General features: G+C 75.6%; 9 protein-coding genes and 1 pseudogene. All 10 read left to right on the top strand.

Translation table 11 applies throughout. From position 1 onward, the window contains the following. Positions 1-4 precede the first annotated feature (4 nt). Entirely contained in the window at positions 5-628 is a 624-nt protein-coding gene (locus tag CAE01nite_RS05165) for a response regulator transcription factor (protein WP_146900954.1), read from the top strand. A gap of 398 nt (positions 629-1,026) precedes the next feature. Next, positions 1,027-5,130, top strand: a complete 4,104-nt coding sequence (locus tag CAE01nite_RS05160; protein WP_146900951.1) for a DUF11 domain-containing protein — start codon at positions 1,027-1,029, stop codon at positions 5,128-5,130. A 2-nt stretch (positions 5,131-5,132) separates the two neighbouring features. Continuing rightward, positions 5,133-5,876, top strand: a complete 744-nt coding sequence (locus CAE01nite_RS05155; RefSeq protein ID WP_146900949.1) for a Pvc16 family protein — start codon at positions 5,133-5,135, stop codon at positions 5,874-5,876. Beyond that, positions 5,873-7,945 (top strand): ATP-binding protein, encoded by a 2,073-nt coding sequence (locus CAE01nite_RS05150; protein WP_146900946.1) that lies wholly within the window; start codon positions 5,873-5,875, stop codon positions 7,943-7,945. The genes CAE01nite_RS05155 and CAE01nite_RS05150 overlap by 4 nt, the downstream gene beginning before the upstream one ends. A 115-nt stretch (positions 7,946-8,060) precedes the next feature. Next, complete coding sequence (locus CAE01nite_RS05145) at positions 8,061-8,852, top strand: eCIS core domain-containing protein (protein ID WP_146900943.1); 792 nt, start codon at positions 8,061-8,063, stop codon at positions 8,850-8,852. A 357-nt stretch (positions 8,853-9,209) separates the two neighbouring features. Next, on the top strand, positions 9,210-10,787 hold the full coding sequence (locus CAE01nite_RS05140) for a phage tail sheath family protein (protein WP_146900940.1): 1,578 nt from the start codon (positions 9,210-9,212) through the stop codon (positions 10,785-10,787). A 30-nt stretch (positions 10,788-10,817) separates the two neighbouring features. After that, positions 10,818-11,261, top strand: a complete 444-nt coding sequence (locus CAE01nite_RS05135; protein ID WP_146900938.1) for a phage tail protein — start codon at positions 10,818-10,820, stop codon at positions 11,259-11,261. Between the two features lie 22 nt (positions 11,262-11,283). Further along, positions 11,284-11,742: a hypothetical protein gene (locus tag CAE01nite_RS05130; RefSeq protein WP_146901153.1), complete on the top strand. Its 459-nt coding sequence runs from the start codon at positions 11,284-11,286 to the stop codon at positions 11,740-11,742. Then, positions 11,739-11,897, top strand: a complete 159-nt coding sequence (locus tag CAE01nite_RS05125; protein WP_146900935.1) for a DUF6760 family protein — start codon at positions 11,739-11,741, stop codon at positions 11,895-11,897. The genes CAE01nite_RS05130 and CAE01nite_RS05125 overlap by 4 nt, the downstream gene beginning before the upstream one ends. Positions 11,898-12,019: 122 nt before the next feature. Further along, a pseudogene (locus tag CAE01nite_RS05120) lies at positions 12,020-13,638 on the top strand (hypothetical protein); the annotation flags it as partial.

Below are 13,638 nucleotides of genomic sequence, written 5' to 3'. Positions count from 1 at the left end.
AGTCATGGAACGCATCGGGGTCCGCGTGCTGGCTCGGGATCCGATCTCGGAGGCGGGAGTGACCAGCCAGCTGCGCCCACGGCCGGAGGTCCGGGTGGTCGGCCCGTCCGAGGCGGAGGACGCCGCAGTGGTCGTCATCACCGTCGACCACGTCGACGAGGAGGCGGTCGCGACCCTGAGGGCCACCCAGCGCCACGGGGGCGTCCGGACCGTCTTGGTCGCCGCCCGGCTGGACGACTCCGACCTCGTGACCGCTGTGGAGGCCGGGGTGCTGGGGCTGGTCCGGCGGCACGAGGCCACGCCGGACCGGTTGGTGAAGGTGATCCAGTCGGCGGCCGCCGGTGAGGGCAGCGTCCCGCCGGACCTGCTCGGCCGACTCCTCGACCAGGTCGGGAAGGTGCAGCGGCACGTGCTCGGGCCGCGCGGCCTGGCCTTCACCGGGCTGGCGGCACGGGAGGTCGACGTCCTGCGACTGGTCGCCGAGGGGCTGGACACCTGCGAGATCGCCCACCGGCTGTCCTACTCCGAGCGGACGGTCAAGAACGTGCTGCACGACATCACCACCCGGCTGCAGCTGCGCAACCGGTCGCACGCCGTGGCCTACGCGCTGCGCGAGGGCCTGATCTGACCCGTGGGTGCCCGTGCGGGCACGTCGTGCTGCCCGAAGGCCTGCCCAGCGCGCGGTGCTCCCGCACCCGGCGGGGGCGGGACGGTGGGCGACCTCGGGCGCGGACCGCCGACGCGGCGGCGGACGGCGACGGCCGGCGTGGCGACCGGCCCGGGTCGCCGTCCGGGTCCGGTGCGCGGCGACGACCAGAGAGGCAGGACCCCATGCGGCGTGGTGCCTCAGCGACGGCGCGCGGGCTGGTGTGGGCGCTCCTCGTGTCGGGGTGCGCCGCGGGGACCGGGTCGACGACCGCCCGGTCGGACGTCGGACCCGCGTCGGGCGCCGGGAGCGTCGCGGCTGCGGCTCCGACGCCGGGCCCGACGCCGGGTCCGACGCCGGCAGGTGATCCGACCTCGGCGGTGACCGTACCCGTGCCCGATCCCGGCGAGCCGCGGCTGGCGTTCACCGACGACCGTGACCGGCTCGGGATGAGCGAGGTCCGACGTCGGCTGTCGAACGGCACTCACCTGTACGGCGCCGACCGGCTGGCGGCCTCGAGCCTGCGGCCGGCGTTCGCGGACGTCGGGTCCTCGGTCCACACCGGTGAGCTGTCCTCGGGCGAGTCGGGCACGTACGCCTTCGTCCGCACCTCGGGCACGAACCCGGGCGGCGACGTCCTGCTCGTGCTGGACGGCGCGCCGGCCGTCGCGATCACCTGCGACTCCGTCGTCGAGTCGCACCCGGTCGTCCTCGTCCAGCGCAGCACGCTCGGGTGGGACGTGACGGTGGCCTTCGCCGCGGACGACGGCACCGGGTGGGACCTCTGGGTGTCGCACACACCCGCCGGGACGGCGCCGTCGTGCGTGAGCCCGCGGGCGCGGGTGACCGACCACCCGGCCGACGACCTGTGGCCGGCGTGGCTGCCGGACCGCAGGAGCCTGGTGTTCAGCAGCACCAGGGACGACCCCCTCGGCGACCTCTACACCGTGCAGGTGACGCCGCCACGCCCGGGGCCCGGCGGCGCCCCGCCCACCGAGACGGCGCTGCGCCGGGTGACCGACGGCGCGGCCGCCGAGACCCAGCCGGCGGCCACCAGCCTCTACGTCACGGGCACCGACGAGACGTGGGTCGTCTTCACGACGACGCAGTACCGGCCGGACGGGTCCCTGGCCTACGTGCCGCTGCGCCCCGCCCCCGACATGCCGACCGTGGCGCCGCTGTGGGCGGAGCCGACCGACCCGGCCACGCAGTCGCCGTCGGCTCCGCAGAGCTCCGAGGCGCAGTGGTCACCCGGCTCGACGGAGCTGCTCTTCACGACCACCCGGGACGACCCCCACGGCGACGTCTTCCTCACCGCGGTCCGCGCGGACGGTGAGGGCAGGACGGACCGGTCGCGCCTCATCGGCATGCAACCGCGTGACGTGACCCCGGTGGCCGCCGTCCCGGGGCTCTCGGAGAGCCATGGCGCGTGGCTCGAGCGCTTCGCGACGCCGACGCCCACGCCGGCACCCCCGACGGACCGGGACCCCGTCGAGTACGCCGACATCGGCTTCACCTTCGACGCCCATGTCGCCGACGTGTCGGACGTCGTGGCCCGGGACGGCTCGGGGCGCCGGACGATCGGCTCCACGGTGGTCAGGGGCGGCACCTACACGTTCGACGACGCAGGACCGGGCTACTCGCCGGACGGCCGGCGCGTCGCCTGGGCGGCGAAGGTCCCCGTGGGCGACCGGGGTGCCTTCGAGGGGCGCCAGATCGTCGTGGCGGCCGCGGACGGGAGCGGCGCCGTGCCGCTCACCACCGACCGGGCGGTCCGCGACATGGACGTCGACCCGGTCTGGTCGCCCGACGGCGCCCGCATCGCCTTCGTCCGCTATCGCTCGAGCGGTCGCCTCGACCACCACCCGCCGGAGGTCTGGGTGGCCACGGTGGCGACCGGCGTGATCGAGCGCGTGAGCGCGCCCGCCCCAGCCGGGAAGGTGCGCCACGACGTCGACCCGTCCTGGTCGCCGGACGGCCGACGGCTCGTGATCAGCCGGCAGGACGTCCAGGTGGTCGACGCCTCCGTCGCCCTGTCGACCGACGTGACCCGGGTGGCACCGGGCGGGACCGTGGCGCTCACCGTCACGGTCGGTGCCGCGCCGGGGCCGGCGCCCGTCCGGGTCGACGTGTCGGTCGACTCGCACCTGACCCTTCCGCCGACGCTGCCGGCGGGCTGCGAGCGCGGCTCCGGCGGGGTCGTGTGCCAGGTGCAGCAGGCGGCTCAGCCCGGCGTCGACATCGTGATCCCGCTGACCGCCTCCCGCACCGGGACCTTCAGCGTCGAGGCCACGACCCGGACCGACGGCACGGACCCCGACCCCGCGGACGACGTCGCCGCGGTCTCGGGGACTGTGGTCAGGGATCCCGTGGTGACGCTGTCGCTCGACGCGGAGAGGGTCGACCCCGGAACCGACGTCGAGGCGACCATCGAGCTGGCGGAGGTGGACGGCCCGGTCGACGTGACGGTCGTGCTGCCCTTCGAGGACTTCCTGACCGAGGCGCTGGACCCGGAGGTCCCCTACCCGCCGGACGGCTGCGAGCTGCTGCCGGCGGGGAGCACGCCGGACCGGTTCGAGTGCACCCTCCGTGGGGTGGACGGCAGGGCGTCCACCCCGGAGCTGGTGGTCAACGCCAGCGGCGCAGGGGAGCACGACGTGGTCGCCACCGCCACGCCGGCCGGGGGCCGTCCCGTCACCAGCGACCCGGTCAGCCTCGACGTGCTCGACGCCTCCGGGGACTCCGAGGAGGACCCACCACCCGTCGTCGACGCGGGCTTCCACCACCTCGGCGGCGCACCACCGGCCCGGCACCGGACCTCGGCGACGCCTGTCCTGGCCGCCCTCGCCGCTCCTGCCGGGCATGGGGCCGCCGTGACCGCCGCCGTGACCACCGTGCGGACCTCCGCGACGACCCGCGCGGCCCCGACCGCGCACCCGGGCACGCCGCAGGTCTGGGTCGTGAGCGCGGAGGACGGGTCGGAGGAGGTGGACCTGGGGCAGACCGGCCGGTCCCCCGCGTGGTCGCCGGACGGGTCGCGCCTCGTGGTGGAGCGTGACGGCGCGCTCCACGTGATCACGCTGGCCGACGCCGGAGCGGACGGCCCGGACGTGCCCGAGGCGGTCACCGACGCGACCCAGGTCACCGGCCTCGCCGCGGGTGGGGCCACGCCGTCCCGCCCGGTCCTCTCCGTCACCGAGGACCCGGCGTGGTCGCCAGACGGCACCGAGATCGCCCTGGCCGGGCAGCCCGCCGGTCAGCCGGACCAGCGGGGCGTCTACGCCGTCGCACCGGACGGCACGGGGCTCCGGGAGGTCGCGCAGCAGCGCGGCCCGGAGACCGAGCCCGCGTACCAGCCCTACGCCGACCTCGTGGTGACGCTGACCGCCGACCCGCCCGCCGTCGAGGTGGGCTCCACGACGACGCTCACCGTCGCCGTGACGAATGCCGGCCCCGGCACGGCGGCCGACGTGCGCGTCGGTGCCGACCTGCCGGCCGGACTGACGGCGGAGACCGAGGCGAGCGGCCTCTGTACGGTCACCGCGGCGTCGGTCCTGTGCGAGGTGCCGGGACCGCTGCCCCGGGGGGCCGGCGTCGCCCACCAGGTGGTCGTCCGCGGGCGCGTCGAGGGCAGCCGGACGGCGACCGCGTCGGCCGCCTCGGGCGTGATCGAGCGCGACACCGCGGACAACCGCGCCGCGACCGTCGTGGTCGTCGGGCCGGTGCGTGCCGACGTCTCGGTCGACGTCGCGCTCGGCCCCGGACCCGAGCCCGTGCGTGCCTGGCGCGGCGGGCAGCCGGTGACCGCGACGCTCACCGTCAGCAACGCGGGACCGGCACCGGCGACGGACGTCCGGCTGACGGTGGGGTTCCCCGACTTCGTCACGGTGACGGCGATGACCGGGTGCACCGCACCACCGACCGCGTGCGCCCTGGGCAGCGTGGCACCCGGCGGGACGACCACCGTCACGGCGACCCTGGGCCTGCCCGTCCCGGAGCCGCCGCCGGCTCCGCCTGCGCCGCAACCGCCCCCGCCGGTCGACGACGGTCCGGTCGCCGAGGTCACCGGGCCCGTGACCGCGCGGGTCGGGACGGCGACCACCGACCCGGTCGCCGCCAACGACGCGGACGAGGCGACGATGGTGCTGCACACGCCGAGCGTGCGGCTCCTGCCCCGCGTGGCCAAGCCGGGCACCGTGGTCCTGGCGTACGGGCAGAACTTCCCCCCGGGCGGGTCGGCGCAGCTCTCGTGGTCGAAGGGCATCAACGCCTCGACGGGGCCGGTCGACGTGGAGGACGACGGGACGTTCCGGTACCCGGTCCCCGTCGTGCGCCGGGACCAGCTCGGCGACCGGTCCCTGGTGGCAGCGCCAGCCCCCGGCAGCCCCCCGGCTGCGTCGTTCGGACCCGTCCGGGGACCCATGCTGGTCGTCCCCCGGAGCACCGGCATGTCCTCGCCGGCAGAGATCCTGGGCCGGGGCTGACGATGATCGCCCAGGTCGACGCCGCGCTGAGGTCGATCGTCCGCTCGGAGGCGGTCCCCGGTGCCGACGTGGAGGTGGTCTTCGACGCGCCGACCAAGGACTGGGCGGCCCGGCGCAACACGCCCACCGTGAACCTGTACCTCTACGACATCCGCGAGGACCTGCGCCGGCGGGAGAGGGGCTGGGCCGAGCACCGGACCGACGGCGTCGTGACCTCGCGCACGCCGGCCCCCCGCTACTTCAAGCTGTCGTACCTGGTGACCGCGTGGACCCAGCGCCCGGAGGACGAGCACCTCCTGCTGGACTCCCTGCTGCGCAGCTTCCTGCGGTACGAGGCCCTCCCGGAGCCGCTCGTCGTCGGGCCGCTCGCCGCGACCGGCCTCAGCGTGCCGGTCACCGTCGGCCTGCCGCCGCCGGAGGACCGGGCCTTCGCCGACGTCTGGTCCGCGCTCGGCGGCGAGCTCAAGCCGTCCCTGGACGTCGTGGTCGTCACGCCGGTCGACACCGGCATCGTCTACCCGGTCGGACCACCGGTCACCCAGGGCCCGTCCGTCGCCATGCGGGACCTCGTCCGCGGGTCGTCCGACGCGCCGCGGCGGGTGCACCGCCCGGCACCCGCACGGCCGGGCGCCGACGTCGTCGCCGAGGCGCTCGCGACCGCCGCGTCGGCGGCCGAGGCCGCCCCGGACGACACGCCGCCGCCCGGCCGGACGCCCCGCACGCGAGGTCGGGGGCGGCCGGGGTGACCGGGTCGTCCGGTCCGGCCCACCTGCTCGGCCGGGCGGCCGCGGTCGAGGAGCGCGTGCGCCTCCTGGTCGCCGAGCGGCGGTCCACCGACCCGCAGCCCGACGACCCGTTCCGCGGCCTCTACCTCAGCGACGACGCCGTCGACCGGCTCCTCCACGGCCCGCACCCGACGCCGTCCTGGCCGGTCAGCGCGCGGGTCGAGGCGCTCGAGGCGGAGGCCGACGCCGCCGAGACGGCCGGCGGGACCGTGCGGCTGCGGAACCTCACCCGGACGTTCGGCCTGACCGCCCTCGACCTGGACCTGCTGGTGGTCGCGCTGCTCGGCGACCTCGACCCGCGCTTCGACCAGCTGTTCGGCTACCTCAACGACGACGTCACGCGGCGACGACCGTCGGTGGCGGTCGCGCTGGCCCTGTGCGGCGTCGAGCTGGCGGACGCCCGGGCGCGCTCCCGGCTGACGCACGGGCCGCTGGTGCACGGCGGCCTGGTCGTCGTCGACGACCCCGACCGTCCGTTCCTGAGCCGGGCGCTGCGGACCCCGGACCGGGTCGTCGCGCACCTGCTCGGGGACGACGCCCCGGACGCCGCGCTCGCCTCGGTGCTGCGCTCCCCGACGGACGTCGAGTGGGGGGACCCGGCGCCGCTGGCCCGCGCCCTGGGCCGCGGCGCCGACCTGGCGTACCTGCGCGAGCGCGCGACCGGGTCCGGCGCCCTGCTGGCCGCACAGGCCCTGCGCGAGCGGGGTCGCGCCGCCGTCGTCGTGGACCTCGAGCGGCTGGTCGCGGAGCCGGACGCCGTGCGCGTCGCGCGGGTCGCGGCGCGCGAGGCGCGCCTGGTCGACGGCGGCCTGGTCGCCGGGCCGGTGGAGGCCGCCGCCGGGCAGCCGTGGCTGCTCGAGGCGCTGGCGTGCGCACCCGCGCCCCTGCTCGTCGTCGGCCACGGTGCCTGGGACCCGCGGTGGACCCCGCGCCCTCCCCTGCTCGTCGACGTGCCCGCCAGCACCCACGGGGAGCGGGCCGGGCTGTGGCGACGGTCGATCGGCGCCGCGGCCCCGTCCACCGGCGACGACCACGTGCTCGACGTGGAGGACGCCGTCGGCCCGTTCCGGCTGCGCCCCGAGCAGGTCGCGCGCGCCGCCGCGTCGGCCCTGCAGCAGGCCCGGATGGAGCCGGACGGGCGCCTCACGCCCGAGCACCTGCGGGCCGGCGCGCGGGCCGAGAACGGCTCCGCGCTCGACGGGATGGCCCGACGCGTCGAGCCCGCCGTGACGTGGCAGGACCTCGTGCTCCCACCGGGGCCGCTGGTCGCGCTGCACGAGGTCGCCCTGCGCGCGCGGCACCGCGAGCGTGTGCTCGCGGACTGGTCCATGCGTCCCGGCGGAGGCCGCGGCAAGGGGGTGGCGGCGCTCTTCACCGGCGACAGCGGCACGGGCAAGACGATGTCGGCGGAGGTGATCGCCGCGGAGCTCGGGCTGGACCTCTACGTCGTCAACCTCGCCGTGGTGGTGGACAAGTACATCGGCGAGACCGAGAAGAACCTCGAGCGGATCTTCGCCGCGGCGGCCGAGGTGAACGGCGTCCTGCTGTTCGACGAGGCCGACGCGATCTTCGGCCGGCGGTCCGAGGTGCGGGACAGCCACGACCGGTACGCGAACATCGAGAGCGCCTACCTGCTGCAGCGCATGGAAACCTTCGACGGGCTGGTGATCCTGGCGACCAACCTGCGGGCCAACATCGACGAGGCGTTCACCCGGCGTCTGGACGTCCTGGTCGACTTCCCGCTCCCCGACCCGGCGCACCGGCTCGCCCTGTGGGACCGCAGCCTCGGGCGGCGGCTCCCCCGGGCCGACGGCGTCGACCTCGAGTTCGTCGCCCGGTCCTTCGAGCTCGCGGGCGGGGCGATCCGGTCGGCCGCCGTCACCGCCGCCTACCTCGCCGCCGAGGACGGCGGCGTCGCGACGATGGCGCACGTGGTGACAGCCGTGGAGCGGGAGTACCGCAAGCTCGGCCGTCTGTGCCTGCCCGGCGAGTTCGGCGAGTACTGGCCCATGCTGCACGCGACGTCCTGAGCGGGTGCCCGATCGGGCACCGGAGCCTTCCCCGACGGACGCACCCGCACGCTGGCGACACCCTGCGTGCGGGCGCATCGTCGGGAGCGGACCATCGTCGGCACAGGGAGCCACCATGCACCGCCACGAGCACGACCAGGGTGACGTCGAGTCCGTCCGGCCCCGCGGCGCGCGGGTCGACGAGGCCGCGGACGGGCGGCTGTGGCAGGCGGCCGCGGAGGGTCGCGCCGACGTGGTCGGACCCCAGGGACTGCTCCGTCTCCAGCGGGCGGTGGGCAACCGCGGTGTCGCGGGCCTCTCCGAGGAGGGCCGGTCCCCCGTCCTGGACGTCGTCTCCTCCGGCGGCGGACGCGCGCTCGACGCCCCTGTCCGGACGGAGATGGAGGCCCGGCTGGGCGCCGACTTCGGTGACGTCCGCGTCCACACGGACGACGCGGCGCACCGCTCCGCCGCGGCGGTGGACGCCCACGCGTACACGGTGGGCTCCAACGTGGTCTTCCAGCGGGGTCGATACGACCCGGGGTCGACCGAGGGCCGCACGATGCTCGCCCACGAGCTGACCCACGTGGTCCAGCAGCGCAGCGGGCCGGTCGACGGCACACCGACGGGCGGTGGTGTGCGGGTCAGCAGCCCGTCCGACCGCTTCGAGCGCGAGGCCGCGGCCACCGCGGAGCGGGCGATGTCCGCGCCTGCACCGACGGCGGCGCCGACGGTGGCGCGGACGGGCACGCCCGGTGCCGGCGGGGCCCCGGTCCAGCGGGAGGCGACGGACGTGGCGGACACGTCCGTGCAGGGCGTCTTCGTCCAGCGGGCCGACGCCGCGCCGGAGGAGGAGCAGAAGGAGGAGCCGGTGCAGGGCGCCTTCGTGCAGCGGCAGGGCGAGGAGGAGCAGGAGGAGTCCGCCTGACGGCTCTCCGCCCGCTCGCCTGAGCACTCCCCCTGACCGCTCGGCGTGACTGCTCCGCCTGAGCGTCGGGCGGGACCACTCGGCGCGGACCGCCCCGCCGCGGGTTCACGTCCCCGTCCGCCCGTCGCCGCGCGCTCCTCGGGACGGCCGCCGCCGCCGTCCCGGGCTGCGTCACGCCCGTCCCACCCCGCGTGTCGTGCGCGAGCTGCTGCGCGGCTCCCGGCCCTCGCGGCCGGCCGCCCGATAGGGCAGCACTCAGTACCCCGGTCGACGGCCGAGGGGACGTTCTCCTCGGCCAGGCACGCCGCAAGCCTGGTCGCGGCGTCGAGCGACGCCACCGGGCTGGAGGAGACCGACATGCCGACCTATCTGTCCCCGGGTGTGTACGTCCAGGAGGTCGAGGCTGGGACTCGACCGATCGAGGGCGTGGGCACCGCCGTCGCCGCATTCGTCGGCCTCGCCGCGAAGGGCCCGGTGAACGAGCCGACGCTGGTGTCCAACTGGACGCAGTTCTCCGAGCAGTTCGGCGACTTCATCCCGGGCTCGTACCTGGCGCACTCGGTCTACGGCTACTTCCTCAACGGCGGTGGCAACTGCTACATCGTCCGGATCGGGCCCGACGGGAGCTCGCCCGGCCGCGCCGGGGGCAACGGCAGCCCGGCCAAGCAGGTGCCGTCCAGGACCGCGCCGCCGCCGACGGCCATGCTCAGCGGGTACCGGGTCACCGCCCAGGGCACGTCCGCGTCCCGCTCGGTCAGCGTCGAGGTGACGGACGCCGGCGGGGAGAGCCCGCCCGAGGACCACTTCAAGCTGGTGGTGCACGTCGACGGGAAGGTCGCCGAGACGTTCGACCACGTGAGCACGAAGCGCGGTCCCGACAACGTGGCGACCAAGGTCAACGCCGAGTCGAAGGTCGTCACCATCGAGGAGGCGGCCTCGGGCAGCGCGCTGATGAAGCCGGACAAGGTGACGGTCGGCCTGTTGGCACCCGAGCCCGTGCCCGAGCCGCCATCCACGGACGTCCTGAGCGTGGACGCCTACGTCGGCGACGCCGCCGAGCGCACCGGCTTCAGCGGGCTGGAGGCGGTGGACGAGGTGACCATGGTCGCCGTCCCGGACCTCATGGCCGCCTACGAGCAGGGCGCCATCGACCGCGAGGCGGTCGTCACCGTGCAGCGTGCGATGGTCGACCACTGCGAGCTCATGGGCGACCGCATGGCCATCCTGGACGCACCCCCCGAGCTCAGCCCGCAGCAGATCAAGAGGTGGCGGTCGGAGGAGACCAACTTCGACTCCAAGTTCGCGACCCTGTACTGGCCGTGGGTGAAGACCTTCGACCCGGCCTCGGGCACCAACCGGTTCGTCCCGCCGTCCGGCCACGTCGCCGGCGTGTGGGCGCGCAACGACGACGAGCGGGGCGTGCACAAGGCACCCGCGAACGAGGTCCTGCGCGGCGTCATCACGCTGCAGACCCAGATCACCAAGGCCGAGCAGGAGCTGCTCAACCCCATCGGCGTCAACTGCATCCGCACGTTCCCCGGCGGCCGGGGGGTGCGGGTGTGGGGCGCCCGCACGCTGTCCAGCGACCCGGCGTGGCGGTACCTCAGCGTCCGCAGGCTCTTCAACTACCTGGAGGAGTCGATCCTGCAGGGCACCCAGTGGAGCGTCTTCGAGCCGAACGACCACCTGCTGTGGGCGCGGATCCGGCGCACGATCAGCGCCTTCCTCGTCAACGAGTGGCGCAAGGGCGCGCTCTTCGGCCTGACCGCGGACGAGGCCTTCTTCGTCAAGTGCGATGCCGAGACGAACCCGGCCGAGGGCATCGACGCCGGCCAGGTCGTGTGCCAGGTCGGCGTCGCGCCGGTCAAGCCCGCCGAGTTCGTCATCTTCCAGCTCGCCCAGTTCTCGGGCGGCACCAGCCTGGTCAACGAGTGACCGGGACGACTGCAGAAGGAGTGTGACGTCGTGGCGCTTGACACCTATGACTCCTCGGCCGCGAACGGCTTCATCGTGACGATCGACGGGATCCAGATCCCCAAGGTCACCGAGGTCAGCGGCCTGAACAGCGAGGTCGACAAGATCGAGCTCAAGCAGCAGACGTCCGACGGCAAGTACGTGGTCCGCCAGCTGATCGGCAAGCCCAAGGCCGGAGAATTCACCGTCACGCGTGGCCTCACCGAGAGCAAGACGGTCACGGACTGGTTGAAGAAGGTGACCGAAGGCGATGTCGCAGGGTCCCGGAAAACGGCATCGGTCGCGCTGCTGGACTATCAGGGAGGCACGATCAAGACATACAACTTCGTCAACTGCTGGGTCAGGAAGGTCGAGGTCAATGCGCTGAAGGCCGGCGCGGCGGAGCAGGCGACGGAGAAGTTCACCGTCTGCTACGACGAGTCGTCGGTCTCGTGACGACGTCCGGGGTCGTGGCGTGATGCAGCGGATCCGCGGCGGCGCAGCGGCGGGGATCGTCGACGACGCCCCGGCTCGCGAGCCGGACACCGGCTGGAACGACCGCGACGTGCTGCGCACGGAGTTCGGGTTCGAGCTCCCCCGGGGGTACGTCGACCGGGACGGCGTGGTGCACCGGTCCGGCGTGATGCGGCTGGCCACGGCTCGGGACGAGCTCCTGCCGCTGTACGACGCGCGCGTCCAGGAGAACCCGGCCTATACGACCGTCGTGCTGCTCGGGCGCGTCATCACCTCGCTGGGCACGCTACCGGCCGTCAGCTCCGACGTCGTGGAGCACATGTTCGCCTCGGACGTCGCCTTCCTGCAGGACCTCTACCGCCGCATCAACGCCGAGGGGCACACCCGCATCGCCGTGACCTGCCCCGAGTGCTCGCACCGGGTCACGGTCGACCTGGCCGGTGGCCGCCTGGGGGAATCGTGACGTACGCGCCCGACCGGATCCACCAGGAGGTCGCGTACGTCGCCTACCACTTCCACTGGGCGCTCGACGACATCCTCGACCTCGAGCACGGTCAGCGGCTGCGCTACGTGTCCGAGATCGCGGACATCAACACCCGACTCGGCCAGGAGCGCTGACCGACGTGCGGTGGCCCTGGCGACGCGACGACGCGGCGGGTCCCCCGGCGGCCGACCCGGGAGGCCGGTCCGCACCGGCGTCGGTCCCCCGGCGCGGTACGGACGACGCCCGGGAGCCGCTCGTGGCCCCTGCAGGGTGGGCGTTCCTCCCGCCCCTGCAGCGCACGGTCGCCGACCTCGCGCTCGTCTCCGGCGTGGACCGCGCACGGCACACGCTGGCGGCGTGGACCGACCCGTCCCTCACGCACCGCATGGCCCACGGGGTGACCGCGGACGCCGCGGGCGGGCTCGTGGACGGCGACGGAGCGGGCACCGGAACGCCGCGGACCACGTCGGGCGTGGCCGAGCTGACGCTGGCTCGACCTCCCGACGCCGGAGCGAGCGGCGCGCCCTCCGTGCAGCGCACGATGCTCGGGGCCGCTGCGGGCGCTGCGGTACCCGACGTCCCGCCGTCCGGCCCGTCGGTCCAGCGGTCGCAGTCGCCCCGGGAGCCGGCGGCCGCGCCAAGCGACGCCTCGGACACCGTCCTGCCGCTCGTCACCGCCCAGCGCGCAGACCTCCCGGTCCGGACCCTCGGTGCCCTGCGCCCCGAGCCGCGGCCGGCTCCCCGGGTGGACCTGGACCCGACGACGGACGCGTCCACCGGTCCGCCGACGCCCCTGGCCGTCGAGGCGGTCCCCGCACCCGGAGCTCTGCCGGCGGCGGGTGCGGACTCGGCTCCGGCGGCGCCCTCGCCGCAGAGCCAGGCGCTCGCCGAGGCGGCGCGCGACGCCGCGACAGCGGGAGCCACGTACGTCGACATCCCGGCCGCCCCCGTGCAGCGCAGCCCGGCCGCGCCGGTCACCGTCGCCGGACCGGCGACCGGACGCGGTCCACGCCGGGTCGGGCTCGGCGCGCCCCTGTCGTGGTGGTCCGACGCCCTGCCGCCGGCCCAGGGGTCCGCGGCCCACGCGTCCCCGGCCCCGGCGTGGGCGGATCCGGTGGACGTGCCCTCGGCCGACGGCGGTGCCCAGCCGTCGGCGACGGGCGGAGCCCACGGGTCCGACGGGGACGACGCGGCGTCCGCCGTGGATCCGCACGCACCGGTCCCCGTGCCCGGCATGCCCGCAACCGCGTCGGTCCAGCGATCCGCGGCGCGGTCGATCACGCCCGGGGCGCCACGTGCGGCGTCGTGGCCGCCGACCACCGTCGACATCCTCCGTGCCTCCCTGGACGCACCGGCCCGACGCCTGACGCCAGGACCGGTGCCGGCGGCGTCGGTGCAGCGTGCGGCGACCGGGCCCGGGGCTGCGGGTCGATCGGCGTCCGCCCCTCTGCCGGGCGGCCCGGGAGGTCCGGCCCCCGTGCCCGGCGCGTCCCTGACCACGGCGGACGGTCCGGCGCCCCTCGACGAGGCGCCGGACGACCACGTGGCGCTGGCGCCGTCCGACGGTGCCGTCCCGTCCCTGTCGTGGGGCGCGACGCCGACCACCGTCGGTGACGCCGCGGCCGAGCCGTCGACCGGGCGGGACCTGCCCGACGCCGACGAGCGACCCCTGCTCCCCCGCCGCGAGCCCGTGTCCCTGGCGGACGGTCCCGACCCGGCGCCGTCACGGGACCCGTGGCCTGCGCGGGAGGTCCCGGCCATGCCGGTCGTGAGCAGGCTGGCCACGGCCGACGAGGCGGCGTCGTCCGGCGCGCAGGCGGTCGGGGCCGACGACCCGACGACCGGACCGGGTCCCGCCGGACCGCGAGCCGCACC

The sequence above is a fragment of the Cellulomonas aerilata genome (assembly GCF_007991755.1).
Lineage (GTDB): Bacteria > Actinomycetota > Actinomycetes > Actinomycetales > Cellulomonadaceae > Pengzhenrongella > Pengzhenrongella aerilata.
The sequence above is the reverse complement of the archived record's forward strand: the minus strand, read 5'-3'. Positions and strand labels throughout refer to the sequence as shown.

Bases quoted from the DNA above. Each gene is read 5' to 3' on its own strand.
- CAE01nite_RS05165 (WP_146900954.1), top strand. From the start codon at position 5: ATGGAACGCATCGGGGTCCGCGTGCTGGCTCGGGATCCGATCTCGGAG.
- CAE01nite_RS05155 (WP_146900949.1), top strand. From the start codon at position 5,133: ATGATCGCCCAGGTCGACGCCGCGCTGAGGTCGATCGTCCGCTCGGAG.
- CAE01nite_RS05145 (WP_146900943.1), top strand. From the start codon at position 8,061: ATGCACCGCCACGAGCACGACCAGGGTGACGTCGAGTCCGTCCGGCCC.
- CAE01nite_RS05140 (WP_146900940.1), top strand. From the start codon at position 9,210: ATGCCGACCTATCTGTCCCCGGGTGTGTACGTCCAGGAGGTCGAGGCT.
- CAE01nite_RS05130 (WP_146901153.1), top strand. From the start codon at position 11,284: ATGCAGCGGATCCGCGGCGGCGCAGCGGCGGGGATCGTCGACGACGCC.